This window comes from Rubrivivax soli (assembly GCF_049810355.1).
GTDB lineage: Bacteria > Pseudomonadota > Gammaproteobacteria > Burkholderiales > Burkholderiaceae_C > Rubrivivax.
This window is the reverse complement of the sequence record NZ_CP187368.1, coordinates 4,403,564-4,428,112: the sequence shown is the minus strand read 5'-3', so window position 1 is coordinate 4,428,112 and position 24,549 is coordinate 4,403,564. Positions and strand designations below refer to the sequence as shown.

Here is a 24,549-nt window from a genome sequence, read left to right as displayed (position 1 = left end):
CCGCACGCATGAACCCGAACCCCGTCCACCGACTGCCAGCGCCACTGGAACATGCCGTCCAGCGGATCAAGCACGCCGCGCGTGCGGCGACCGAGCGCACGATCGAAAGCCTCGGCCTGGCGGCGCTGGCCACGAACAACGTGTTCCAGCGCGACGTGCTGCTGGGCGCGCAGTTCGAGCTGAACCGCAAGTCGGCCGTCTTCGCGCTGGCCTTCAACGAGAGCTTCGACCAGCGCCTGCTGCGCGAGGTGGCACCGCGCTCGGGCGAAGCCGCTGCGCCCACCTCGTGGGATTCGCTCAGCCTCGTCGAGGACAAGGAACTGGAGCGTGAGGTCTCGGCGGAGCGCTTCGCCCTCGAGATCGCGCACGCCTGCGAATGGGAACTGCGCGAGCTGGGTGCGTACGTCACGGCACTGCTGGGCAAGCAGCGCAACGACAGCGACCGCAATCCGCTGCGCCCCGAGATCGTGGGCAACGCGATGCTGCGCGCCATCGACGACGTCTCCGAGCGCGCCGACGTGCGCAAGGTGCTGGCGACCGAGGTCGGCCGCTCGATGGCCAGCCTGCTGCAGCAGGCCTACGCCGACATCATCACCGACCTGCGCCAGGCCGGTGTGCAGCCGGCCGGCCTGACGGTGCGCACCGCGGAGCCGCGCGGCCCGGCCGGCGGCGCCGTCTCGGGCTACGACACGCTGGGCCGGCCGGTGGGGCTGGACGAGCGCCACGGCGGCCACAGCCAGGGCGGCTACGGCGGCGTGCCCAGCGGCTACGACAGCCGCTACGGCGGCCGGCGCACCGGCAGCAGCCACCCCGGCGGCTTCGGCGGGGCCACCCGACCCGGCGGCATGGGCCGCGGCACGCCGATCGGCCAGGTCGACCCGGCCTTGATGTCGGTGATCCGCCGCCTGGCCTTCACCGACGTCGGCCCGGGCGAGATGGGCGACTTCGGCGGCAGCAGCGACTGGGCCGGCAGCGGCGGCGCCGTGCTGCCCAACCTGATCCACGCGCACCGCGAGGAACTGCGCCAGGCCAGCACCGGCAAGCTCGATCACATGGTGATCGACATCATCGGCACGCTGTTCGACCAGATCCTGTCCGATCCCAAGGTGCCGCCGCAGATGGCGCGCCAGATCGCGCGGCTGCAGCTGCCGGTGCTGCGCGCGGCGCTGGGCGACCCGAGCTTCTTCTCGTCGCGCAAGCATCCGGTGCGACGCTTCGTGAACCGCATCGCCTCGCTGGGCGCGGCCTTCGAGACCTTCGACGAAGACAGCGCGCAGCGCGTGCTGGGCAAGGTCAAGGCGCTGGTGCAGGAAGTGGTCGAGGGCGACTTCGACCAGATCGAGGTCTACGAACAGAAGCTCCAGGCGCTGGAGGGCTTCATCGCCGAACAGGGCCAGCGCGAGGCCCAGGCCCAGGGCGGCGCCGCCGACCTGCTGCAGGCCAAGGAAGACGAACAGCGCCTGCGTGCGCTGTACGCGCAGCAGCTGCAGGGCGAGCTGAAGAGCCTGTCGGCACCCGACTTCGTGCGCGACTTCATCAGCCAGGTCTGGAGCCAGGTGCTGCTGCGCGCGGCCGAACTGGGCGGCCCGCAGGGCGAGCAGCTCAAGCGCCTGCGGCACGTGGGCCGCGAGCTCTTCATGAGCGTGCAGCCCAAGACGTCGCCGGCGCAGCGCAAGACCTTCCTGGCCGACCTGCCCAAGCTGATGAAGGAACTGGGCGAGGGCATGGCGCTGATCGGCTGGCCCGACGCCGCGCGGCGCGAATTCTTCGGCAAGCTGTTGCCGACGCACGCCGAATCGCTGAAGGCCGCGCCGCTGCGGGCGCTGGACTTCAACATGCTCGCCAAGCAGGTCGACGGCGCGCTCGACAAGCCGCTGCCGTCACGCGCCGACCTCAAGCTGGCGCCGGCCGCGCTGCCTGTGCTGCGCGAGGAAGTCGCCGCCCCCCAGTTCAGCCCCGAGGAAGCCCAGCGCATCGGCCTGGTCGACGAAGCCTCGTTCGACTGGAACGGCCAGGTCGACATCGACCTCGGTGCCGAGCCTGAACTCAGCGCCGCCGACGTGCAGATCGATGGCCTGCCCACGCCGGCCAACGAGCCGGCCGAACCGCTGGACCCGACCAGCGGCAAGTCGCTGGCCGACGCGGTGCAGATCGGGTTCGCGTACCAGATGCACGTCGACGGCGACTGGCAGAAGGTGCGTCTGGTGCACGTCAGCGCCGGACGCAGCTTCTTCGTCTTCAACCGCGGCAAGCGGCACAAGCAGGCGATCTCGCTGACCTACCGCATGCTGGTGCGGTTGTGCGAAACCGGGCGCATGCGCGCCTTCGAGCAGGCCTACCTGCTCGAGCGCGCCACCGCGCGGGCACGGCGCCAACTGGCCGGCGTCAGCCCCGGCGGCGCCGCCAGCACGCACTGACCGCGGCGCGGCGTCAGCGCGACCCGAGAATGCGGCGCGCGGCGCGCACCGCAGCCACCAGGCTGGACGGGTCCGCCAGACCGCGGCCGGCGATGTCGAAGGCTGTGCCGTGGTCGGGGCTGGTGCGCACGAACGGCAGGCCGAGCGTGACGTTCACGCCCTGCTCCACGCCCAGGTACTTGACGGGGATCAGGCCGTGGTCGTGCGTCATCGCCACCACCACGTCGAACGCGCCGCGGCGCGCGCGCATGAACACGGTGTCGGGCGCATAGGGGCCGCTGGCGTCGATGCCTGCGGCCTGCGCGGCCTGCACCGCCGGGCCGATGATCTCGATCTCTTCGCGGCCGAACAGGCCGCCCTCGCCCGCGTGCGGATTCAGCCCGGCCACCGCGATGCGCGGACGCTGCAGGCCGATGCCGGCGTGCGCGATGCGGATCGTGTCCAGCACGGCGTCGAAGGTGACGGCGTCGATGGCCGAGCGCAGCGACTGGTGGATGGTGACCAGCACCACGCGCAGTTCGTCGTTGGCCAGCATCATGCGCACCGGTGGCGCGACACCGCCCGGCGCGGCTTGCGCCGCCAGCGCCTGCAGCAGCTCGGTGTGGCCCGGGAACGGCACGCCGGCGGCCGCGAGCGCCTCCTTGTGGATGGGTGCGGTGACGATGGCTGCCGCCTCGCCGGCCTGCACGCACCGCACCGCGTGCTCGATGCAGCGCGCCGCCGCAGCGCCGTTGCGGGCGTCGACCGCCCCCAGGGGCAGCGCCGCCAGTCCGTCCGGCAGGCCCGGCGGCACCAGCACCGGCAGGCAGCCCGGCGGCACCGCGGCGAGATCGGCCGGCGCGTCGACCACCGCCGTCATCGGTGCGCCGGCGCGGCGCAGCACGTCGCGGTCGCCCACCACCACGGCCTCGGCCAGTGCGCCGGCCCGGAACGCCTGCACGATGGTTTCGGGGCCGATGCCGGCGGCGTCGCCCATCGTCACCAGCAAGGGCAGCGGCTTCACGGGACTCGCCGGAGCGCTCATGCCGGATTGCCGATCTCGACGAAGCGGTGCTCCAGCCCGAAGTGGGCCGCCACGTGCGCGGCCACGGCCGGGGCGCCGTAGCGTTCGGTGGCGTGGTGGCCGCAGGCGAGGTAGGCGACGCCGGTCTCGCGCGCCAGATGCACCTGCGGTTCGGAGACTTCGCCGGTGATGTAGGCATCGGCCCCGGCCGCGATCGCAGCCTCGAAGAAGCCTTGCGCGCCGCCGGTGCACCAGGCCACGCGCCGCAGCGCCCGGCCGTCACCGGGCAGCACGGTGGGCACGCGCTGCAGGGCGCGGCCCGCCGCATCGGCCAGCGCCGCCAGCGTGCCGTGGGCGCCGGCCGGACCGATCCAGCCCAGGCCCTGGTCGCCGAAACGGCCGTCTGCCGCCAGGCCCAGGCGCAGGCCCAGCTGTGCGTTGTTGCCGAGCTCGGCGTGCGCATCGAGCGGCAAGTGGTAGGCGAACAGGTGCATGCCGTGCTGCATCAGGCGCCGCACGCGGTGGCCCAGCCAGCCGGTGAGGCGCCCGTCCTGGCCGCGCCAGAACAGGCCGTGGTGCACCAGCAGCAGGTCGGCGTCGGCGGCGATTGCGGCGTCGATGCAGTCGAGGCTGGCGGTGACGCCCGAGACGATGCGTCGCACCGGGCGCACACCTTCGACCTGCAGGCCGTTCGGCCCATAATCCTGGAACGCCTGCGGTTGCAGCAAGGTCTGCAGGAACGTCTCGATCTCTCTCAGCTCGGCCATGGTGCCGCGGCCCTTTCCCCAAGCCCGATGTTGCGCAGAACCTGGCTCGTATTCTCGCAGGCGGTCACGGTCGCCGTGGCCTTGCTGTTCGTGGTGGTGACGCTCAAGCCCGAGTGGCTGCCGCGCAGCGGCGGCAGCATGGTGCTGCCTGCCCCCACCATCGTGCAGGCCGCCGCACCTGCCGGGGCCGCGGCCAGCGCCGCGGCGGGCTACAGCGGTGCGGCGCGCCGCGCCGCGCCCGCGGTGGTCAGCATCGTGGCCAGCAAGCTCCGTCGCAAGAACCCGCACGCCGACGACCCGCGTTTCCGCTTCTTCTTCGGCGACGGCCCCGACACCCCGCAGGCGCAGACCGGCCTGGGCTCGGGCGTCATCGTCTCGCCCGAGGGCTACCTGCTCACCAACAACCACGTCATCGAGGGCGCCGACGACATCGACGTGCAGCTGGCCGACGGCCGCCAGGGCCGCGCCCGCGTGGTCGGTGCCGACCCCGAGACCGACCTGGCCGTGCTGAAGATCGAGCTCGACCGCCTGCCCGTCATCGCCTTCGGCAACGCGCCGCTGCTGCAGGTGGGCGACGTGGTGCTGGCCATCGGCAACCCCTTCAACGTCGGGCAGACGGTCACGGCCGGCATCGTCAGCGCGCTGGGTCGCAACCAGCTGGGCCTGTCGACCTTCGAGAACTTCATCCAGACCGATGCCGCGATCAACCCCGGCAACTCCGGCGGCGCGCTGGTCGACACGCAGGGCAACCTGGTCGGCATCAACACCGCGATCTTCAGCCGCAGCGGCGGCAGCCTGGGCATCGGTTTCGCGATCCCCGTGGACACCGCGCGGCAGGTGCTGGAGAGCCTGGTCGCCGACGGACGGGTGACGCGCGGCTGGATCGGCGTCGAGCCGCGCGACCTGACACCCGAGATCGCCGAGACCTTCGGCCTGCCTGTGAAGGCCGGCGTGCTGATCACCGGCGTGCTGCAGGACGGCCCGGCGAGCAAGGGCGGCCTGCGGCCCGGCGACGTGGTGCTGCGCATCGACGACGCCCCGGTGGCGAACACGGCCGAGCTGCTGTCCGCCGTGGCGGCACTGAAGCCGCAGAGCAGGGCCAAGATCGGTGTGCAGCGTGGCGCGCAGGCGCTCGACGTGACGCTCACGGTCGCGCAGCGGCCTCAGGCGGTACGCGGTCCCGAGCGCTGAAGGCGCGCGCGGCTTCAACCGCGCACGCGACGCGGTTCAGGCGGTCTTGTCGGCCGCGTCGGCCTCGGCGTCGGGCGCCTTGGTGTGCTTGATGAAGACCTGCGCCGCGATGATGCCGATCTCGTACAGGATGACCATCGGGATGGCCAGCGCCAGCTGCGAGATCACGTCGGGTGGCGTCACGATCGCGGCCACGATGAAGGCGCCGACGATGAAGTAGCCGCGCACCTTCTTCAGCTGCTCGATGCTGACGATGCCCATGCGCGCCAGCACGATGACGGCGATCGGCACCTCGAAGGCGATGCCGAACACCAGGAACAGCGTCAGCACGAAGCCGAAATACTGCTCGATGTCAGGCGCCGCCGTGATGCTGGCAGGCGCGAAGGCCTGGATGAACTTCGACATGCCCGGGATCACGGCGAAGTAGCAGAAGGCCACGCCGATCACGAACAGCAGCGTGCTGCTCACCACCAGCGGCAGGACCAACTTCTTCTCGTGCGAGTACAGGCCCGGCGCGACGAAGGCCCAGACCTGGTACAGCACGATGGGCAGCGCCAGCATGAAGGCCGCCATCAGCGTGATCTTCAGCGGCACCAGGATGGGCGAGATGACGTTGGTGGCGATCAGCTTGGCGCCGGCCGGCAGGTGCGCCACCAGCGGCGCGGCCAGCAGGTCGTACAGGCCCGAGGGCCCGGGCCAGAAGGCCAGCGCCGCGAACGCCACGCCCACCGCGATCAGCGCGCGCACCAGGCGGTCGCGCAGTTCGATCAGGTGCGAGACGAACGGCGCCTCGGTGCCTTCGAGTTCGTCCTTCTTCGGTTCGGTGCTCATCGCCGCGGTCCGGTGCCTGCGCCCGGCGGCCTGAAGCGCGCCACGCGCGCCGCGCCCGACTGCGCCTTGGCCTTGATGCCGTGGCGCTGCTTGTACCACTGCGGCATGGCGCCGCGCTTGAGCCGCCAGTTCTTCTTCGGCGGAGTGTAGGTGGGCACCGGCGTCATCAGCGTGTCGCCGGCCGGGCCGGCGATGCTGTTGTTGCCGTCGTAGGCAGCAGCGGCCTCGTTCCAGGGCTGCTGCAGCGCCGCGGTGGCGGAACTCATCTCCTGCTGCACCGTCTGCTCGACGTTGCGCGCGGCATCCTCGAACTGCGACTTCATCTTCTTGAGTTCGTCGAGCTCGATCGACCGGTTGACCTCGGCCTTCACGTCGGCCACGTAGCGCTGCGCCTTGCCGAACAGATGGCCGACGGTGCGCGCCACCTTGGGCAGCTTCTCGGGCCCGATGACGATGAGGGCGACCGCGCCGATCAGCGCGATCTTGTCGAAACCGAAGTCGATCACCGGGTCAGCGCTTGTGCGTCAGGACTTCGTCTTGGCCTCGACGTCGACCGTGTTGCCGTCGGCGTTGCGCTGCGTGGCGGTGACCTGCTGCGCGGGCGCGGTGGTGTCGGCGGCTTCGCTGCCGCCCTTGACGCCATCCTTGAAGCCCTTCACCGCGCCGCCGAGATCGGCGCCGATGTTCTTGAGCTTCTTCGTGCCGAAGATCAACACGACGACCAGCAGCACGATGAGCCAGTGCCAGATGCTGAAGGAACCCATGATCTGTACTCCTGAAGAGGAACCCGGCATTCTAGGGGAGCCGGGAAAGCCAACACGGTACCCGGCCCTTGATCGGGCCCGGCTCAGCCCTTGACCCAGGGGCGCGGGCCACCCATGACATGCATGTGCAGGTGGTGCACTTCCTGCCCGCCGTCGGGGCCGGTGTTGATGACGGTGCGGAAACCGTTCGTCACGCCCAGGTCGCGCATCAGCTTCGGCGCCAGCGCCAGCATGCGGCCGAGCAGCGGCGCGTGCGCGTCGCCCACGTCGGCGTGGCTCGCGATGTGGTCCTTCGGGATCACCAGCACGTGCACCGGCGCCCAGGGGTGGATGTCGTGGAAGACGAGCAACTCGTCGTCCTCGTGGACCTTCTTCGCCGGAATCTGCCCGGCGACGATCCTGCAGAAGATGCAGTGGGGGTCGGCGCTCATCGTGATGCGGCCTTCACTGCGGCATCGGCCGGTTGCCGTTGAGGTTCATCCAGCCGCGCACCACGCGGTAGAGGAACCAGATCGAGATCAGCGACCAGGCGATCCAGCCCGGCACCAGGAACAGGAACCACAGCGGCGTGGTGACCAGGTACAGCACGGCCGCCCAGACCACCGTGCGGATGCGCCAGCCGAAGTGCGACTCCTGCCAGGTGCCCTGCGCGTCGCTGCGCTTGACCAGGTCGATGATGAACGCCACCACCAGCAGCAGCACGCTGGCCTGCGCCCCCGGCAGCACCGCCCCCACCGCCACGATGGTGTGCAGCAGGTAGCTGATGTGGCCGATGGTCTTCAGCGATCCGTCGCGTTCGGCGACGTCGACAACCTGGCTCATGGGGCACCTCCTTCGTTGGCCTCGCGCGTGCGCGACTTGCGCAGCGCGAACTCTTCCAGTCCCGACAGGCCTTCGCGCCGCCGCAGTTCGGCCAGCACGTCGGCAGGACGCAGCCCGAAGTGGCTCAGTGCCACCAGGCTGTGGAACCACAGGTCGGCGACTTCGCCGACGATCTTGTCGCGCTGGCCGTCCTTGCCGGCCATCACGACTTCGGTGGCTTCCTCGCCCACCTTCTTCAAGATGGCGTCGGTGCCCTTGGAAAACAAGCGCGCGACGTAACTCTTCTCCGGGTCGCCGCCGCGGCGGCCGTCGATCGTGTCGGCCAGGCGGGCCAGCGTGTCGTCGCGCGAAGCGTCGTCGGCCGGCGCGGACGGGGGCTGCGGGCTGTTCATTTGTAGATGGTCTCGGGGTCTTTCAGCACCGGCTCGACGGTGGTCCAGGCACCATTGTCCAGGCGCTGGAAGAAGCAGCTGTGACGGCCGGTGTGGCAGGCGATGCCCGGGTCGTGGCCGAGTTGCGTCACGGTGAGCAGCACGACGTCGCTGTCGCAGTCGGTGCGGATCTCGTGCACCTGCTGCACGTGGCCGGATTCCTCGCCCTTGCGCCACAGGCGCTGGCGCGAGCGGCTGTAGTACACGGCGCGACCCAGGCGCGCGGTCTCGGCCAGCGCCTCGCGGTTCATGAAGGCGAACATCAGCACGTCGCCGCTGCCGCGTTCCTGCGCGATCACGGGCACGAGCCCGTCGCGGTCCCACTTGATGTCGTCCAGCCAGTCCATGGGCGGCAGTCTAGTGCGTTGCACCCGTGAAGCCGCGTTCGGCGGCGAACCACCCCAGCACCGGCACGGTGCCCGGCAGCACCGGCGCCACCTGCACCGGCAGCGACTGCCAGGCCATGGTCTGCGCCTCGCGCATCTCGAACGTGCCGCTCCAGGCAAAGACCTTGCAGAAATGCAGCCGCACCAGCGCGTGCGGATAGTCGACCAGCTCCACCTTCCAGGGATGCGCCGGGCCGATGGTGATGCCGAGTTCCTCGTGCAGTTCGCGGCGCAACGCCTGCTCCACGGTCTCGCCGGCCTCCAGCTTGCCGCCCGGGAACTCCCAGTAGCCGGCGTAGACCTTGCCTTCCGGGCGCGAGGTCAGCAGGAAGTTGCCGTCGGGGTCGATGAGCACGCCCACCGCGACGTCCACAGGACGGCGTGGTTGCTGTTTCTCGACGTCCACAGGACGGCGTGGTTGCTGTTCCTCCACATCGACGGGAACGCGCTCCTCAGCCATGGTCGCGCCCGGCGTAGTCGCGCGCGAACTGGTAAGCCACGCGGCCCGAGCGCGAACCGCGCTCGAGCGCCCACACCAGGCACTCCTGGCGCGCTGCCGCGATGGCCTCCTCACTGACGCCGTACGACCGCAGCCACTGCGCCGCGATGGCCAGGTACTCCTCTTGCGTGAACGGGTAGAAGCTCACCCACAGGCCGAAGCGCTCGGACAGCGAGATCTTCTCTTCCACCACCTCGCCCGGATGCACCTCGCCGTCCTCGGTGTGCTGGTACGTGAGGTTCTCCTTCATGTACTCGGGCAGCAGGTGGCGGCGGTTGCTCGTGGCGTAGATCAGCAGGTTGTCGCTGGCCGCGGCCACGCTGCCGTCGAGCACGCTCTTCAGCGCCTTGTAGCCGGGCTCGCCTTCGTCGAAGCTGAGGTCGTCGCAGAACACGATGAACTTCTCGGGCCGCTCGGCCACCAGGTCGATCAGGTCGGGCAGGTCCACGAGATCCGCCTTGTCGACCTCGATCAGCCGCAGCCCCTGGCCGCTGAACTCGTTCAGGCAGGCCTTGATCAGCGAGCTCTTGCCGGTGCCGCGCGCGCCGGTCAGCAGCACGTTGTTGGCGCCGCGGCCGGCCACGAACTGCGCGGTGTTGCGCAGCAGGCGTTCCTTCTGCGGCTCCACCTCCTTCAGGTCGGCCAGGCGGATGGTGGCGACATGGCGCACCGGCTCCAGCACGCCGGCACTGCCGCGTTTCTTGTAGCGGAAGGCCACCGAGGCGGCCCAGTCGGGCGCCACGGGGGCGTGGGGCAGGATGGTCTCCAGCCGCGCCAGCAGCGATTCGGCGCGCACCAGCAGATGTTCGAAGGCAGCGTTCATGGGGGCGAAGTTTAGGCGGCGCCCCGCACCGGCAGCGCCAGCACGCTGTCCTGTGCGATGGCGTAGACGCGGTCGCCCGGCGCCCGCGGCAGCACGTGCATGCCCGTGAAGCCGCCGAAGGCCGGCAACACGCCGACCTGCGCGCCGAAGTGGAAGCACGGCAGGCGCAGCCGGTCGCGCGCGCGGCCGCCCAGCACCACGGCCGGGTGCACGTGACCGCCCAGAGCGTAGGCACCGGGCACCGGCTGCGGGTGGTGCACGAGCGCGAACGGGCCCAGGCGCAGCCCTTCGTCGACGCTCTGCACGCGCCACTCGGGCGGCGGGTCGCCGGCATGGCGGTCGTGGTTGCCGCGCACCAGCGTCAGCGCCACGCCCGCATGCCGCGCACGCCAGGCCGCCACGGCCTCGGTGGTGGCTGCGGTGCGCGCGCGCGCCGCGTGCAGCAGGTCGCCGAGGAAGACGATGTGGCGCGCCCCGGTGTCGTGCAGCAGCTGCGTCAGCGTGTCCAGCGCGGTTTGCGTGGTGCCGCTGGGCACGGGCACGCCCAGGCGGCGGAACGACACGGCCTTGCCCAGGTGCGCGTCGGCCACCAGCAGCGCGCCGTGGTCCGGCACGAAGGCCGCACGCTGCGGCAGCAGGCGCAGCGTCGCACCGGCCAGCGCGATCTCCAGCGCAGGCGCCATCGCAGGATCAGCCGTTCAGGAGGTCAGCCGCGCCAGCGCCGGTTCCAGCATCTCGGTGGGCAGGCGGCGGAAGCCCGAGCGCGCGTAGCGCTGCAGCCGGCCGACGATCAGCGACGTCAGCGCCGACGACAGTGCGTTGGCGTCCACCGTCGGCGTCGGCGAGCCGGCGGCCTCGGCAGCGGCGCGCAGGCTGGTGCGCAGCTGCGATTCGACGCGGTCGAAGAACTGGTTCATGCGCGCGGTCAGGCGCTCGTGCTCGAACACCAGCGCGTCGCCGACCATCACGCGTGTCATGCCCGGGTTCTTCTCGCCGAACTGCAGCAGCATCGTGGCGATCTTCTGCGCCTGCACGGCGCCGGAGGCCTCGCGTTCGGCGATCTGGTTGACCAGCGTGAAGACACTGGTCTCGATGAACTCGATCAGCCCCTCGAACATCTGCGCCTTGCTGGCGAAGTGCCGGTACAGCGCGGCTTCGGACACGTCGAGCTTGGCCGCCAGAGCGGCGGTGGTGATGCGATCGGCACCCGGCTGCTCGAGCATGCCGGCCAGGGTCTGCAGGATCTGGATGCGGCGCTCGCCCGGGCGCGGGCGCTTGCGTGCGGGGGCTGCGGCGGCGGTGGCCGCCGTGTCTGCGCTGGCGTCTTCCGGCGGCGATTCTTCGGTCAGGTCAGGCATCGGCTCGGTGGCGCACGCAATATTGTGAGGAATTCTTGCACAGGCTTCATGCGGCCCGCGGTGCAGGTAAACACTGACATTGCAGCGTGCGCAGGCGCGTCACGCGGCGGTCCACGTACGCCGGCATCGCGGTCAGGCGCATGCTGGCGGAGTGCCCCCAGGTGGCGCTGCGCGTGAAGCGCTGCATCCACACCGTGCCCATGCCGACGCGGCGCGCCGACTTCAGGTGTCCGGGCGTGTCTTCCACCAGCACGCAGCGTGCCGGAGGCACCTTCAGGCGCGCGGCGACGTGGCGCAGCATGCGCGCGTCGGGCTTGGGCCGCAGGTGGCCGAACATCGCCATCTGCTCGATCGGGATCACGCCGTCGAACAGGTGCGCGATGCCGAGCACGCCGAGCACGCGCGCCGTGTACGCCGCCGGTGCGTTGGTCAGGATGTACTTGCGCCCGCGCAGTGCGGCCAGCGCCGCGAAGTCGTGCACGTGGCCGCGCACGCGCTGCTCCAGTCCGGGCAGGATGTGCGTGTGGTGCAGGAAGTGCTGCGCCTTCACGCCGTGGTGGCGCACCAGGCCCAGCAGCGTGGCGCCGTAGCGCAGCCAGTAGCGGCGGCGCAGCGCGTCGGCCTCGACTTCGGGCACGCCGAGTTCGCGCACGATGTAGGCCGTCATGCGCTGGTTGATGTCGCGGAAGGCGGCGTGCGAGGCGTCGTGCAGCGTGTTGTCCAGGTCGAACAACCAGACCGGGTCGCGCCTCATGCGGCAGCCGCCAGTTCGGCCATGAAGTAGTGCCCGGGCGCGGGCGCGGCCGGGCGCAGTTCGTGCACGCCGACGACCTGGTGCGCCACCGGGTGCGCGAAGCGCGGCCCGTCGAACACGAAGCTGTGGAACTCGCCGTTCTCGCCGCAGGCGTCCACGCCCGGCGGCAGCGAGGCCAGGAACTCGGCGTCGAAGACGCGGCCGCAGTGCGCCGCGCCGAGCCAGCGCGCGTCGACGCAGACCACGCGGGCGCGGTAGCCCAGCGCCAGCAGGTCGTCCACCAGCGCGCGGCGCGGCTGCTGCCACAGCGGCAGCACGGCCTGCAGTCCGGCCGCGGCGCAGACAGCCTCTTCCCAGTCGCGGTGGGGCTGCAGGTCGATGTCACCGAACAGGCCGTGCGTGATGCCGGCCGCGGCGAAGGCGCGCAGCTGCGCCGTGAACACGGCCTCGTAGTCGGTCCAGGTGGCCGACGCCGCCACCAGCGGCAGGCCCAGCGCATCGGCCTGCGCCTGCATCAGTGCCAGCGGCACGCCGTGCGAACGTGTGCGGGTGCCGGTCTCGTCGAACATGGCCAGCAGCGCCTCGACCTGCACGCCCGCGTCCAGCGCGCGGTGCAGCGCCAGCATCGAGTCCTTGCCGCCGCTCCAGGAGAAGAACGCGCGCATCGGCGCGTCAGTGCGAGCGGATCATCGTGCCGAAGGCCTGGTCGGTCAGGATCTCCAGCAGCGTGGCGTGCGGCACGCGGCCGTCGATGATGTGCACCGCGTTGACGCCGCTCTTGGCCGCGTCCAGCGCGCCGGCGATCTTCGGCAGCATGCCGCCGCTGATGGTGCCGTCGGCGAACAGCTCGTCGATGCGGCGCGCCGTCAGGTCGGTGAGCAGGTTGCCCTGCTTGTCGAGCACGCCGCTGATGTTGGTCAGCATCAGCAGCTTCTCGGCCTTCAGCACCGTGGCCAGCTTGGCGGCCACGACATCGGCGTTGATGTTGTAGCTCTCGCCGTTCTCGCCGAAGCCGATCGGGCTGATGACGGGAATGAACTGGTCGTCCTGCAGTGCCTGCACCACGCTGGGGTCGATGGCGGTGACCTCGCCGACCTGCCCGACGTCGTGTTCCTTCGTCGGGTCGTCCTTGTCCACCATCTTCAGCTTGCGCGCGCGGATCATCGCGCCGTCGCGGCCGGTCAGGCCCACGGCCTTGCCGCCGGCGGCGTTGATCAGGCCGACGATGTCCTGCTGCACCGCGCCGCCCAGCACCCACTCGACGACTTCCATGGTCTCCTCGTCGGTGACGCGCATGCCCTGGATGAAGGTGCCCTTCTTGCCCAGCCGCCCGAGCGCCTCGTCGATCTGCGGCCCGCCGCCATGCACGACGATGGGCTTCATGCCCACCAGCTTGAGCAGCACGATGTCCTCGGCGAAGTCCTGCTGCAGCGCGGGGTCGGTCATCGCGTTGCCGCCGTACTTGATGACCAGCGTCTTGCCGTGGAACTTGCGGATGTAGGGCAGCGCCTGCGCCAGGATCTCGGCCTTCTCGCGCGGCGTGATGTGGTCGACGGGGGGATCGGCGGGGGTGCTCACGGGGTGGCTCATGACGGCGGTCCTGCGGTGGCGGCTGGAATGGGGCGCGATTGTAGGGACGGCCCGGCCACCGTCGCGTGCGCGACGGCCGCGGGCCGGGCCGGCGCGTAGCATCTTGCGCCTTCCCCGCCCTTTCCCGCAGTTCAAGGAGACCCCCATGGCCAGCACGCTCGCCCACCTCGTCAACCACCAGGTCCGCCTGGCCGCCCGTCCCAGCGGCCTGCCGGTGGCCGGCGACTGGCAGTTCACCGAAGAACCGGTGGCCGAGCCGGCCGAGGGCGGCGTGCTCGTGAAGACGCTGGCGCTGTCGCTGGACCCGGCGATGCGCGGCTGGATGAACGAAGGCAAGAGCTACATCGCGCCGGTGGGCATCGGCGAGGTCATGCGCGCCGGCGGCGTCGGTGTCGTCGTGGCCTCGAAGGCCCCGGGCTTCGCGGCGGGCGACCACGTCAGCGGCACGCTGGGCGTGCAGGAATACTGCCTGGTGCCGGCCGAGCAGCTGCGCCGCAGCGGGCTGGCGAAGATCGACCTGCGCCTGGGCACCGTGACGCAGTGGCTGAACGTGCTGGGCATGCCCGGCATGACCGGCTACTTCGGCCTGATGGACGTGGGCCAGCCGAAGGCCGGCGAGACCGTGGTGATCTCCGGCGCCGCCGGCGCCGTGGGCCAGACCGTGGGCCAGATCGCCAAGCTGCGCGGCTGCCGCGTCGTGGGCATCGCGGGCGGCCAGGCCAAGTGCGACTGGGTGGTGCAGGAACTCGGCTTCGACGCCTGCATCGACTACAAGGGCGGCAGCGTGAAGGACGGCCTGAAGCAGCACTGCCCGAACGGCATCGACATCTACTTCGACAACGTCGGCGGCGAGATCCTCGACACCGTGCTGACGCGCATCAACCGCAAGGCGCGCATCATCATCTGCGGTGCCATCAGCCAGTACAACAACACGACGCCGGTGCAGGGCCCGAAGAACTACCTCAGCCTGCTCGTGAACCGCGCACGCATGGAAGGCATCGTGGTCTTCGACTACGCCGACCGCTACCACCTGGCCATCGCCGAGATGGCGGGCCACCTGCAGGCCGGCCGCATGAAGAGCAAGGAAGACGTGGTGACGGGCGGTGTCGCCGCCTTCCCCGGCACGCTGGGCAAGCTGTTCACCGGCGAGAACTTCGGCAAGCTGGTGCTGCAGGTCGCCGAGGCCTGAACGACAGGCCCGCCGCCACAGCGGCGGGCCGGGCGCGGCTTCAGAAGTGGATGCCGCGCATCATCTGCTGCAGCGCCACGGCCTCGGCGCTCAGCTGCTGCCGGCCGCCCTTCTCGCCCTTGGCGGCCTCGCTGTCGGGGAACATGCGGAAGCTGGTGTTCATCACGATCTGCGCCACGCGCGGCGCCAGCGCGTGCAGCACCTGGCCGGTGATGCCCAGCCGCGTCGCGATGCGCACCGGCTTGGCGATGCAGGCCTGCGCGATCATCTCGGCCGCCTCTTCCGGCGCCAGCGTCGGCACGTTCTTGTAGATCTGCGTCGGCGCGATCATCGGCGTGCGCACCAGCGGCATGTTGATGGTGGTGAAGGTCACGCCCTGGTCGGCGAACTCGCTGCTGGCGCAGCGGGTCCAGGCGTCCAGCGCCGCCTTGCTGGCCACGTAGGCCGAGAAGCGCGGGGCGTTCGTCAGCACGCCGATGCTGCTGATGTTGACGATGTGGCCGCGGCGCTTCTTCACCATGCCCGGCAGCAGGCCCATCGTGACGCGCAGGCAGCCGAAGTAGTTCAGGTCCATCGTGCGCTGGAAGTCGTGGAAGCGGTCGTAGCTGCTCTCGATGGCGCGGCGGATCGAACGCCCGGCGTTGTTGATCAGGAAGTCGACGCCGCCGTGCTTGTCGTTCAGGTCCTGCACGAAGGCGGCACAGCCGGCCTCGTCGGCGATGTCGACGCTGTAGCTGTACACCTGCGGGTTGGCGTTGCCGCGCCCCTTGGCGTAGGCCACGATCTCCTTCACGGCCTCGGCCAGCTTGTCCTCGCCGCGGGCGCAGATCACGGTGACGGCGCCGGCCTCGGCGAACTTGCACGCCGCCGCCAGGCCGATGCCCGACGAGCCGCCGGTCACCAGCACCACCTTGCCGCCCACCGTGCCCTTCAGGCTGCGGTCGATGAACAGGTCGGGGTCGAGGTGGCGTTCCCAGTAGTCCCACAGCCGCCAGGCGTAGTCCTTCAGGTTGGGGCAGGCGATGCCGCTGCCCTGCAGCGCCTGCAGCGTCTGCCGGCAGTCGAAGCGCGTGGGGTAGTTGACGAAGGTCAGCATCTCCTCGGGCAGGCCGAGGTCCTTCATCACCGCGTGGCGGATGCGGCGCACGGGCGCCAGCGCCATCAGGCCCTTCTTGACGCTCTTCGGGATGAATCCCAGCAGCGCGGCGTTCACGAACACGTTCATCTTCGGCGCGTGCGCGGCGCGGCTGAAGATGTCGAGCACGTCGCCGACGCGGTAGCCCACCGGGTCGACGAGGTGGAAGCACTGGCCGGCCAGGCCGGTCTTGGCGTGGCTGATGTGGTCGAGTGCCGCGACCACGAAGTCCACCGGCACGATGTTCACGCGCCCGCCTTCCAGGCCGACGCTCGGGAACCATGGCGGCAGGATCTGCCGCATGCGCTGGATCAGCTTGAAGAAGTAGTACGGCCCGTCGATCTTGTCCATCTCGCCGCTGGTGCTGTCGCCCACCACCATGGCCGGGCGGTACACCGTCCACGGCACCTTGCACTCCTTGCGCACGATCTTCTCGCTCTCGTGCTTGGTCATGAAGTACGGGTGGTCCAGGCCCTCGGCCTCGTCGAACATGTCCTCGCGGAACACGCCTTCGTACAGGCCGGCGGCGGCGATGCTGCTGACGTGGTGCACGTGGCCGGCATCGATGGCCTTGGCGAACTCCACCATGTTGCGCGTGCCGTCGATGTTGACCTGCACCTGGCTGTCTTCGTCGGCCGAGAGGTCGTACACCGCTGCCAGGTGGTAGACGTGGTCGACCTGGCCCTTCAGGCGCTTGATGTCCTCGGCCGACACGCCCAGCTTCTTGGCCGTGAGGTCGCCGCTGACCGGCACCGCGCGTGCCTTCGAGACGCCCCAGTAGTCGTACAGCGCCTTCAGCTTGCCTTCGCTGCCCGGCCGCACCAGGAAGTGCACCGTGGCGCCGCGCCGTGCCAGCAGGGCCTTCACGAGACGTTTGCCGATGAAGCCGGTGGCACCGGTCACGAAATACTGCATGCGCATCTCCTAGCGGGCTGGTGATCGAGGGACTCGAATGGGGCGCCAGCATAGAGCCGTCTCACTAGAGTTTTAGGCTGCGCCCCCCAGGGGGGAACCCTATATTCGCTGCGTCCACCCCAACAACAGGAACCCGACCATGGTGAAGAAGCTCAAGAGCATTTCCGCGAAGAAGGCCGCCCCGGCTGCCGGCCTGCTGGACAGCGCCCTGGCGGGCTCGGTGAAGGAATCCGCGCAGCAGATCTGGCTGGCCGGCATGGGCGCGTTCTCCAAGGCCCAGGAAGAAGGCGGCAAGGTCTTCGAAGCGCTGGTCAAGGAGGGCATGAGCCTGCAGAAGAAGACGCAGGGCATCGCCGAAGAGAAGATCAGCGAAGTCACCGGCAAGATGAGCGCGATGGCCGGCACGGTCAGCGCCAAGGCCGGCCAGAACTGGGACAAGCTCGAAGCCATCTTCGAGGCCCGCACTGCCAAGGCCATGGCCAAGCTGGGCGTGCCCACCGCGAAGGACGTGCAGGCGCTGACCGACCGCGTCGACGCGCTGGCCGCCGCGGTGGCCAAGCTGAACAAGGCGGCGCCGAAGCCGGCCGCGAAGGCTGCGGCCAAGGCCGAGGCCGCGCCTGCGGCCCCCGCCAGGAAGGCCCCGGCGAAGAAGCGTGCTCCGGCCAAGAAGGCTGCCGCCTGAGGTGCCCGCGTGGCCCTGAACGCACAAGGGCGCTGAGGCGCCCTTTTTCCTGCCCGCATCCATGCGCAACACCGCACTCCCCCGCGTGGGCCTGGCGCTGGCCGGCGGCGGACCGCTGGGCGCGATCTACGAGATCGGCGCGCTGTGCGCGCTCGACGAGGCGCTGCTGGGCCTGGACCTCAACGCGCTCGACGGCTACGTCGGCGTCTCGGCCGGCGGCTTCATCGCCGCGGGCCTGGCCAACGGCATGACGCCGCGCCAGCTGTGCGCGGCCTTCATCGAGAACGCCGGCCCGCCGGACGACGTCATCCCGCCCACCTTGTTCGCGCGCCCGGCCTGGGGCGAGTTCGCTCGCCGCTTCGCCACGCTGCCGCGGCTGGCGCTGCAGGCCGCGGCGCAGTACGCGCTGGAGGGCCGCGACCTGCTGCCCGCGGTGGAGCGCCTGGGCCGCGGGCTGCCCACCGGACTGTTCAGCAACGCGCCGCTGGAAGCGCAGATGCGCCGCGTGCTGTCGGCCCCCGGCCGCAGCGACGACTTCCGCCGCCTGCGGCGCAAGCTGGTGCTGGTGGCCACCGACCTCGACAGCGGCCAGAGCGCCCCCTTCGGCCAGCCGGGTCTGGACCACGTGCCGATCTCCCGGGCGATCGCCGCCAGCGCCGCGCTGCCGGGGCTGTTCCCGCCGGTGGCGATCGACGGCCGCAGCTACGTCGACGGCGCGCTGCAGAAGACGCTGCACGCGCGCGTGCTGCTCGACATGGGACTGGACCTGCTGCTGTGCCTGAACCCGCTGGTGCCGTTCGACGCCCGTCGCGGCCGCCACCGCGTCGGCGCGCGCGGGCGCATCCCGCGCCTGGTCGACGGCGGCCTGCCGGTGGTGCTGAGCCAGACCTTCCGCACGCTGATCCACTCGCGGCTGGAACTGGGCCTGAAGGGCTACGAGCGCAGCCATCCGCAGGTCGACATCCTGCTGTTCGAGCCCGACCAGCGCGACCCGGAGATGTTCCTCGCCAACACCTTCGGCTACAAGCAGCGCCGCGCGCTGGCCGAACACGCCTACCAGCAGACCCGCGCCGACCTGCGCTCGCGCCGCAGCACGCTGCGCAGCACGCTGGCGCGCCACGGCCTGCGGCTGGACGACGCGGTGCTCGACGACCCGCACCGGCGGCTCATCCACCACGCCCGCCCCGCAGCGCGGCCTGCCGTGCAGGCGCTGCAGCGGCTGGACGAGGTGCTGGACGACCTGGAACGCGCGCTGCGCTGAACGCTGCGCGCGGCCGACGCTACAGGTAGCGCTGCTGCAGGTGCGCCTGGAAGTGCGCCGGGTTCAGCACTTCGCCGCTGGCGCGCCGCGCCAGTTCGTCGGTGGTCCAGCGGCTGGCCTGCGACCAGATGTTGTCGCGCAGCCAGTCGAACACCAGGTGCAGGTCGCCGGCGGCGATGCGGGCGTCCAGGTCGGGCATCGCGCGGCGCATCGCGGCGAACCACTGCGCCGCGTACATCGCGCCCAGCGAGTAGCAGGGGAAGTAGCCGAACAGGCCGGCGGGCCAGTGCACGTCCTGCATCGGGCCGTTGTTGAAGTCGCCGCGCGTGTCCGCGCCCAGCAGCTCCATCATCTTGGCGTCCCACAGCGCGGGGATGTCCTCGGCCTCCAGCGTGCCTTCGATCAGCGGCCGCTCGATCTCGTAGCGCAGGATGATGTGCGCCGGGTACGTGACCTCGTCGGCATCGACGCGGATGAGGCCGCGCTTCACGCGGGTCAGCAGCTTCTGCAGGTTGTCGGGCGCGAAGGCCGGCTGGTCCCCGAAGGCCTCGCGCAGCAGCGGCGCGAGCAGCGCGACGAAGCCGGGGTGGCTGCCCAGCTGCATCTCGAAGCTCAGCGACTGGCTCTCGTGCAGCGCCATCGAGCGCGCGTTCGCCACCGGCTGGCCCAGCAGCAGGCGCGGCAGGTTCTGCTCGTAGCGGCCGTGGCCGGTCTCGTGCACGGTGCCCATCAGGCTGCCCAGGAAGTCGTCTTCGCGGAAGCGCGTGGTCATGCGCACGTCTTCCGGCACGCCGCCGCAGAACGGGTGCGTGCTCACGTCGAGCCGGCCGGCCTCGAAGTCGAAGCCCAGCAGCCGCATCACGCGCTCGCACAGCGCGCGCTGCGCCGGCACGGCAAACGGACCCACGGGCTGGATCACGGTCTCGCGTGCCTGCTTGTCCTGCACCTGGCGGATCAGCCCCGGCAGCCACTGCCGCACCTCGCCGAACACGCGGTCGACCTGGGCCGTGGTCATGCCCGGCTCGAAGCGGTCCATCAGCGCCTCGTAGCGCGACACGCCGAGCTGCTGCGACAGCAGTTCGGCCTCTTCGCGCGCCAGCGCCAGCACCTCCTTCAGGTTCGGCAGGAAGCCCGCCCAGTCGTTGGCCGGGCGCTGCTGGCGCCAGGCGTGCTCGCAGCGCGCGGTGGCGATCTGCTGGCGCTGCACCAGCGCCTCGGGCAGCGCGTTGGACGCACGCCAGGCGCGGCGCATCTCGCGCAGGTTGGCGCGCTGCGTGTCGTCCAGCGGCTCGGTCTCGGCCTGCTGCAGCTGCTCGCGCAGCACCGGGTCGGTCACCATGCGGTGCAGCAGCGCGGCCATCTCGGCCATCGCGGCGGCCCGCGCCTCGTTGCCCTTGGGCGGCATGTTGGCCGCCTGGTCCCACCCGGCCAGGCTCTGCAGGTGGCCCAGGTGGTGCAGGCGCGTCCAGGTGCTGGACAGGGCGGCGTAGACGGGGGTGCGAGTCGGGGTGGCCGTGGCAGTGTTCATCAGGGGTCTCATCCTTTTGGGAGGGCGGTATTTTGCGGCTCACCCGGCCTGGATCTGGCCGGGGAACCACCACAACAGCAGCGACGTCATCGTCAGGTAGCGCAGGAACTTGCCGATCGCCATGTAGGCCACGCAGGGCCAGAACGGCAGCTTCAGCCAGCCCGCCACCGCGCACAGCGGGTCGCCCACGGCGGGCAGCCAGGCCAGCAGGCAGGCCTTCGGGCCGAAACGCTGCAGCATCTGCAGCACCTTCAGGTCCATCGGCTTCCTGTGGCGCATGCGTTCGTAGGCGACCTCGGCGCCGTAGCCCATCCACCAGCTGATCGCGCCGCCGATGGTGTTGCCGGCCGTGGCCACGAACATCGCCTGCCAGAACAGCTCGGGGTTGAGCTTGAGCAGCCCGAAGACCGCCGGCTCGCTGCCCAGCGGCAGCAGCGTGGCCGAGACCAGCGCCACGACGAACACCGTCGTCAGGCCGAACTGCGGCAGCGCCAGCGCCGCCAGCAAGGACATCAACCAGGCTTCCATTGCGGCCCATTATCGGCAGCGGCTGCACCCCTGGCTGCACGGGGGTCGCGCCGGCGCAGCGCCGCTATACTCCTGCCTCCTTTTTCAGCACCACCCCCACCCCCTTCCCATGCAGATCGGCGCCATCGCGCTGCCGAATCGCCTGTTCGTCGCCCCCATGGCGGGCGTCACCGACAGGCCGTTCCGGCAGCTGTGCAAGCAGCTCGGCGCCGGCTATGCGGTGAGCGAGATGGTGACGAGCAAGCGCGAGCTGTGGGCGTCGCTGAAGACTTCGCGCCGCGCCAACCACGACGGCGAGGTGGCGCCGATCGCGGTGCAGATCGCCGGCGTCGACCCGCTGGAGATGGCCGATGCCGCGCGCTACAACGTCGACCGCGGCGCGCAGATCATCGACATCAACATGGGCTGCCCGGCCAAGAAGGTGTGCAACAAGTGGGCCGGCTCGGCGCTGATGCAGGACGAGCCGCTGGCGCTGTCCATCGTCGACGCGGTCGTGCAGGCCTGCGCGCCGCTGGGCGTGCCGGTGACGCTGAAGATGCGCACCGGCTGGTGCGACACCGAACGCAACGCCGTGCGCATCGCGCGCGCGGCCGAGAGCGCCGGGGTGGCGATGGTCACGGTGCACGGCCGCACGCGCGAGCAGGGCTACAAGGGTCACGCCGAGCACGACACCGTGGCCGCGGTGAAGGCCGCGCTGCGCATCCCGGTGGTGGCCAACGGCGACATCGACTCGCCGCGCAAGGCGCTGCAGGTGCTGCAGCGCACCGGCGCCGACGCGCTGATGATCGGCCGCGCGGCGCAGGGCCGGCCGTGGATCTTCCGCGAGATCGCGCACTTCCTGGCCACCGGCACCGAGCTGCCGCCGCCGCCCACGCGCGACGTGCAGCGCTGGCTGCTCGACCACCTGCAGGACCACTACGCGCTGTACGGCGAGTGGACGGGTGTGAAGAGCGCGCGCAAGCACATCGGCTGGGCCGTGCGCGCCCTGCCCGGCGGCGACGCCTTCCGCGCCGCGATGAACACCCTGGACGATGCCGGCGCGCAGCACCGCGCGGTGGCCGACTTCTTCGACGAACTGGCCGACCGGCACACGCTGCTGCCGGCCATGTCCGCCGCCAACGACGACCTCGCTGCCCTCAGCGCATGAGCAGAAAACACATCGACGACTGCATCCGCAGCACGCTGGAGCAGTACTTCAAGGACCTGCGCGGCACCGAGCCCGCGGGCGTGCACGACCTCATCCTCAACGCCGTCGAGAAGCCGATGCTCGACGTGGTGATGAAACACGCCGAAGGCAACCAGAGCAAGGCCGCCGAATGGCTGGGCATCAACCGCAACACCTTGCGCCGCAAACTCCTCGACCACAAGCTGATTCCATGACGACCGCCACCCCCACAGCGCTGCTGTCCGTTTCCGACAAGTCCGGCATCGTCGACTTCGCGCGCGCGCTGCACGCCCGGGGCGTGCGTCTGCTGTCCACCGGCGGCACGGCGCGGCTGCTGGCCGAAGCCGGCCTGCCCGTCACCGAGGTGGCCGAGGTCACCGGCTTCCCCGAGATGCTCGACGGCCGCGTGAAGACGCTGCACCCGCGCATCCACGGCGGCCTGCTGGCGCGCCGCGACCTGCCCGCGCACATGGCGGCGCTGGCCGAGCACGGCATCGGCACCATCGACATGCTGGTGGTGAACCTGTACCCGTTCGCGCAGGCCACGGCACGTGCCGACTGCACGCTGGAGGACGCGATCGAGAACATCGACATCGGCGGCCCGGCGATGCTGCGCGCGGCGGCCAAGAACTGGCAGGACGTGGCCGTGGTCATCGACCCCGCCGACTACCCGCGCGTGCTGGAGGAACTGCAGGCCGGCGCCGTCACGCGCGCCACCAAGTTCATGCTGGCGAAGAAGGTCTACGCCCACACCGCGGCCTACGACGGCATGATCACCAACTACCTCAGCGCACTGCAGCCCGGCGCCGAGGAGGCCACGAACGCCGTGCCGCAGCGCGCCGCGTACCCCGACGTGCTGACGCTGCAGCTGGCCAAGACGCAGGACCTGCGCTACGGCGAGAACCCGCACCAGAGCGCCGCCTTCTACCGCGACGCGCAGCCGGCCGCCGGCACGCTGGCGGGCTGGACGCAGCTGCAGGGCAAGGAGCTCAGCTACAACAACATCGCCGACGCCGACGCCGCGTGGGAATGCGTGAAGACCTTCGACGTGCCCGCCTGCGTCATCGTCAAGCACGCCAACCCCTGCGGCGTGGCGGTGGCCGGCGCGCTGGTCGAGGCCTACACCAAGGCCTGGCAGACCGACCCCACCTCGGCCTTCGGCGGCATCCTGGCCTTCAACCGGCCGCTCGACGAGGCCACCGCGCGCCAGATCGGCGAGCACAAGCAGTTCGTCGAGGTGCTGATCGCCCCGTCCATCACGCCCGAGGCGCGTGCGCTGTTCGCCGCCAAGCAGAACGTCCGGCTGCTCGAGGTGCCGCTGTCCAAGGCCATGAACACGCTGGACTTCAAGCGCGTGGGCGGCGGCCTGCTGGTGCAGGGTCAGGACACCAAGAACGTCGCCGCGACCGAGCTGCGCGTGGTCAGCAAGCTCGCGCCCTCCGCTGCGCAGCTCGACGACCTGCTGTTCGCCTGGAAGGTGGCCAAGTTCGTGAAGAGCAACGCCATCGTCTTCTGCGCCGGCGGCATGACGCTGGGCGTGGGCGCCGGCCAGATGAGCCGCATCGACAGCGCGCGCATCGCCAGCATCAAGGCCGACAACGCCAGGCTCTCGCTGCAGGGCTCGGCGGTGGCGAGCGACGCGTTCTTCCCGTTCCGCGACGGGCTCGACGTGGTGGTGGACGCCGGCGCACGCTGCGTCATCCAGCCCGGCGGCTCGATGCGCGACGAGGAAGTGATTGCCGCCGCCGACGAACGCGGCATCGCGATGGTGTTCACCGGCACGCGGCACTTCCGCCACTGAGCGGCGGCAACGCAGCGGCTCAGGCCGGGTCCCACAGCAGGGCCAGCGCCAGCGCCGCGTGCGTCACCGCGTCGTGGGCCGGCGTGCCGGCGGCGGGCCGCCACAGGCGCGGCGTGCCGTTCAGCTCCACCGCGCCCACCGGGCGGCCGTCCTGCGTGAAGACGTAGCCGATCGGCGCTTCCAGCGGCAGCGGCGAACCCTGCACGCGGTGCACCGAGCGCAGCGCGAGCACCGTGCCGCCGAACTCCACGCGACCGCTGCGCGCGGCCTGCGTGCCGAGCGCCGACGCCGCGCCGTCGGCGGCCAGCGTCAGCGTGCCCGACACCGCGCCGCCGAAGCGGCACAGCACCTCGTAGGGCTGCGGTGCGCCGCTCAGCACGCCCGCGCGCGCCGCCGTCTGGCGGCCGCGGCAGCCGGCCTGCACGGTGCGGCCGTCCGGCGTGCGCGCGTCGTAGCCGGCGCCGACACGGTCGAACGCCAGCGCGCCGAACAGGTCCAGGCGGCTGGCGCTGCGTTCGTAGCGCCCCTGCAGCGCCTGCAGCACGAAGCTGCCCTTCTGGCGGCCGTCCAGGCCTTGCAGTGTCTCGGCCTGGGTCGCGGCCAGCGGTGCCGGCAGCGCCATCTGCGCCGCCGGCAGGCCGGCGCAGCCCGTGGCCAGCAGCGTCGCGGCCAGCACGGCCGCGGTGGAAAGCGTGGTCGTCTGCATCGT

27 protein-coding genes and 2 pseudogenes are annotated in these 24,549 nt (G+C 70.9%); 8 read left to right on the top strand and 21 right to left on the bottom strand.

Going from position 1 to position 24,549, the window contains the following annotated elements; genetic code table 11:
* Positions 1–8 precede the first annotated feature (8 nt).
* Positions 9–2,417 carry a DUF1631 family protein gene (locus ACPOLB_RS20335; protein WP_425257854.1) on the top strand — a complete coding sequence of 803 codons (2,409 nt, stop codon included), beginning with the start codon at positions 9–11 and terminating at the stop codon, positions 2,415–2,417.
* Between the two features lie 13 nt (positions 2,418–2,430).
* On the opposite strand, the gene pdxA is transcribed toward ACPOLB_RS20335, so the two are convergent.
* Positions 2,431–3,441, bottom strand: a complete 1,011-nt coding sequence (gene pdxA / locus ACPOLB_RS20330) for a 4-hydroxythreonine-4-phosphate dehydrogenase PdxA (protein WP_425257853.1) — start codon at positions 3,439–3,441, stop codon at positions 2,431–2,433.
* Complete coding sequence (locus ACPOLB_RS20325) at positions 3,438–4,187, bottom strand: Nif3-like dinuclear metal center hexameric protein (protein ID WP_425257852.1); 750 nt, start codon at positions 4,185–4,187, stop codon at positions 3,438–3,440. Before ACPOLB_RS20325 ends, pdxA begins: the two co-directional genes overlap by 4 nt.
* A 27-nt stretch (positions 4,188–4,214) precedes the next feature.
* Here ACPOLB_RS20325 and ACPOLB_RS20320 point away from each other — a divergent pair, with 27 nt between their 5' ends.
* Positions 4,215–5,378 (top strand): S1C family serine protease, encoded by a 1,164-nt coding sequence (locus tag ACPOLB_RS20320; RefSeq protein ID WP_425257851.1) that lies wholly within the window; start codon positions 4,215–4,217, stop codon positions 5,376–5,378.
* A 36-nt stretch (positions 5,379–5,414) separates the two neighbouring features.
* Here ACPOLB_RS20320 and tatC read toward each other — a convergent pair whose 3' ends face one another.
* The 15 genes and pseudogenes from tatC to argB all read right to left on the bottom strand — a co-directional run bounded on the left by tatC (position 5,415) and on the right by argB (position 13,636).
* Complete coding sequence (tatC, locus tag ACPOLB_RS20315) at positions 5,415–6,209, bottom strand: twin-arginine translocase subunit TatC (RefSeq protein ID WP_425257850.1); 795 nt, start codon at positions 6,207–6,209, stop codon at positions 5,415–5,417.
* Positions 6,206–6,379: pseudogene (gene tatB / locus ACPOLB_RS20310) on the bottom strand (Sec-independent protein translocase protein TatB); the annotation flags it as partial. The gene tatC and the pseudogene tatB (ACPOLB_RS20310), both read right to left, overlap by 4 nt.
* 104 nt (positions 6,380–6,483) lie before the next feature.
* A pseudogene (tatB, locus tag ACPOLB_RS20305) lies at positions 6,484–6,715 on the bottom strand (Sec-independent protein translocase protein TatB); the annotation flags it as partial.
* A gap of 18 nt (positions 6,716–6,733) precedes the next feature.
* On the bottom strand, positions 6,734–6,973 hold the full coding sequence (tatA, locus tag ACPOLB_RS20300; protein WP_425257849.1) for a Sec-independent protein translocase subunit TatA: 240 nt from the start codon (positions 6,971–6,973) through the stop codon (positions 6,734–6,736).
* An 83-nt stretch (positions 6,974–7,056) separates the two neighbouring features.
* On the bottom strand, positions 7,057–7,404 hold the full coding sequence (locus ACPOLB_RS20295; RefSeq protein ID WP_425257848.1) for a histidine triad nucleotide-binding protein: 348 nt from the start codon (positions 7,402–7,404) through the stop codon (positions 7,057–7,059).
* Between the two features lie 13 nt (positions 7,405–7,417).
* A complete protein-coding gene (locus ACPOLB_RS20290) occupies positions 7,418–7,795 on the bottom strand; it encodes a DUF4870 family protein (protein ID WP_425257847.1) in 378 nt (125 codons plus the stop codon).
* A complete protein-coding gene (locus ACPOLB_RS20285; protein ID WP_425257846.1) occupies positions 7,792–8,187 on the bottom strand; it encodes a phosphoribosyl-ATP diphosphatase in 396 nt (131 codons plus the stop codon). The genes ACPOLB_RS20290 and ACPOLB_RS20285 overlap by 4 nt, the downstream gene beginning before the upstream one ends.
* Complete coding sequence (hisI, locus tag ACPOLB_RS20280; protein ID WP_425261953.1) at positions 8,184–8,582, bottom strand: phosphoribosyl-AMP cyclohydrolase; 399 nt, start codon at positions 8,580–8,582, stop codon at positions 8,184–8,186. The genes ACPOLB_RS20285 and hisI overlap by 4 nt, the downstream gene beginning before the upstream one ends.
* Before the next feature lies 1 nt (position 8,583).
* Positions 8,584–9,018 carry an NUDIX domain-containing protein gene (locus ACPOLB_RS20275; protein ID WP_425257845.1) on the bottom strand — a complete coding sequence of 145 codons (435 nt, stop codon included), beginning with the start codon at positions 9,016–9,018 and terminating at the stop codon, positions 8,584–8,586.
* 46 nt (positions 9,019–9,064) lie between these two features.
* Positions 9,065–9,934: an ATP-binding protein gene (locus tag ACPOLB_RS20270; protein WP_425257844.1), complete on the bottom strand. Its 870-nt coding sequence runs from the start codon at positions 9,932–9,934 to the stop codon at positions 9,065–9,067.
* 11 nt (positions 9,935–9,945) lie between these two features.
* Positions 9,946–10,617, bottom strand: a complete 672-nt coding sequence (gene pdeM, locus ACPOLB_RS20265) for a ligase-associated DNA damage response endonuclease PdeM (protein ID WP_425257843.1) — start codon at positions 10,615–10,617, stop codon at positions 9,946–9,948.
* A 15-nt stretch (positions 10,618–10,632) separates the two neighbouring features.
* The gene (gene slmA / locus ACPOLB_RS20260; protein WP_425257842.1) at positions 10,633–11,292 is read right to left on the bottom strand and encodes a nucleoid occlusion factor SlmA; all 660 of its coding nucleotides are present in this window, start codon (positions 11,290–11,292) and stop codon (positions 10,633–10,635) included.
* Between the two features lie 46 nt (positions 11,293–11,338).
* The gene (locus ACPOLB_RS20255) at positions 11,339–12,046 is read right to left on the bottom strand and encodes a pyrimidine 5'-nucleotidase (RefSeq protein ID WP_425257841.1); all 708 of its coding nucleotides are present in this window, start codon (positions 12,044–12,046) and stop codon (positions 11,339–11,341) included.
* Positions 12,043–12,711, bottom strand: a complete 669-nt coding sequence (locus ACPOLB_RS20250) for a diphthine--ammonia ligase (RefSeq protein ID WP_425257840.1) — start codon at positions 12,709–12,711, stop codon at positions 12,043–12,045. The genes ACPOLB_RS20255 and ACPOLB_RS20250 overlap by 4 nt, the downstream gene beginning before the upstream one ends.
* A 7-nt stretch (positions 12,712–12,718) precedes the next feature.
* Entirely contained in the window at positions 12,719–13,636 is a 918-nt protein-coding gene (gene argB, locus ACPOLB_RS20245) for an acetylglutamate kinase (protein ID WP_425257839.1), read from the bottom strand.
* 145 nt (positions 13,637–13,781) lie between these two features.
* Between argB and ACPOLB_RS20240 the strand changes: the two genes are divergently transcribed.
* On the top strand, positions 13,782–14,825 hold the full coding sequence (locus tag ACPOLB_RS20240) for an NADP-dependent oxidoreductase (protein ID WP_425257838.1): 1,044 nt from the start codon (positions 13,782–13,784) through the stop codon (positions 14,823–14,825).
* 40 nt (positions 14,826–14,865) lie between these two features.
* Here ACPOLB_RS20240 and ACPOLB_RS20235 read toward each other — a convergent pair whose 3' ends face one another.
* Entirely contained in the window at positions 14,866–16,875 is a 2,010-nt protein-coding gene (locus tag ACPOLB_RS20235) for an SDR family oxidoreductase (RefSeq protein WP_425257837.1), read from the bottom strand.
* 139 nt (positions 16,876–17,014) lie between these two features.
* Between ACPOLB_RS20235 and ACPOLB_RS20230 the strand changes: the two genes are divergently transcribed.
* On the top strand, positions 17,015–17,557 hold the full coding sequence (locus ACPOLB_RS20230; protein ID WP_425257836.1) for a phasin family protein: 543 nt from the start codon (positions 17,015–17,017) through the stop codon (positions 17,555–17,557).
* Between the two features lie 61 nt (positions 17,558–17,618).
* Positions 17,619–18,818 carry a patatin-like phospholipase family protein gene (locus ACPOLB_RS20225; RefSeq protein ID WP_425257835.1) on the top strand — a complete coding sequence of 400 codons (1,200 nt, stop codon included), beginning with the start codon at positions 17,619–17,621 and terminating at the stop codon, positions 18,816–18,818.
* A 19-nt stretch (positions 18,819–18,837) separates the two neighbouring features.
* Here the strand turns inward: ACPOLB_RS20225 and ACPOLB_RS20220 are convergent, their stop codons facing one another.
* The gene (locus tag ACPOLB_RS20220) at positions 18,838–20,346 is read right to left on the bottom strand and encodes a carboxypeptidase M32 (protein WP_425257834.1); all 1,509 of its coding nucleotides are present in this window, start codon (positions 20,344–20,346) and stop codon (positions 18,838–18,840) included.
* Positions 20,347–20,385: 39 nt separating this feature from the next.
* Positions 20,386–20,874: a YqaA family protein gene (locus ACPOLB_RS20215; protein ID WP_425257833.1), complete on the bottom strand. Its 489-nt coding sequence runs from the start codon at positions 20,872–20,874 to the stop codon at positions 20,386–20,388.
* Between the two features lie 109 nt (positions 20,875–20,983).
* Between ACPOLB_RS20215 and dusB the strand changes: the two genes are divergently transcribed.
* Genes dusB through purH form a run of 3 tightly spaced genes read left to right on the top strand, consistent with a single transcriptional unit; the run spans position 20,984 to position 23,840 of the window.
* Entirely contained in the window at positions 20,984–22,021 is a 1,038-nt protein-coding gene (dusB, locus tag ACPOLB_RS20210; protein ID WP_425257832.1) for a tRNA dihydrouridine synthase DusB, read from the top strand.
* Positions 22,018–22,254 (top strand): helix-turn-helix domain-containing protein, encoded by a 237-nt coding sequence (locus ACPOLB_RS20205; RefSeq protein ID WP_425257831.1) that lies wholly within the window; start codon positions 22,018–22,020, stop codon positions 22,252–22,254. Before dusB ends, ACPOLB_RS20205 begins: the two co-directional genes overlap by 4 nt.
* Complete coding sequence (purH, locus tag ACPOLB_RS20200) at positions 22,251–23,840, top strand: bifunctional phosphoribosylaminoimidazolecarboxamide formyltransferase/IMP cyclohydrolase (RefSeq protein ID WP_425257830.1); 1,590 nt, start codon at positions 22,251–22,253, stop codon at positions 23,838–23,840. The genes ACPOLB_RS20205 and purH overlap by 4 nt, the downstream gene beginning before the upstream one ends.
* A gap of 19 nt (positions 23,841–23,859) precedes the next feature.
* On the opposite strand, the gene ACPOLB_RS20195 is transcribed toward purH, so the two are convergent.
* The gene (locus ACPOLB_RS20195) at positions 23,860–24,546 is read right to left on the bottom strand and encodes a hypothetical protein (RefSeq protein WP_425257829.1); all 687 of its coding nucleotides are present in this window, start codon (positions 24,544–24,546) and stop codon (positions 23,860–23,862) included.
* Positions 24,547–24,549: the final 3 nt, after the last annotated feature.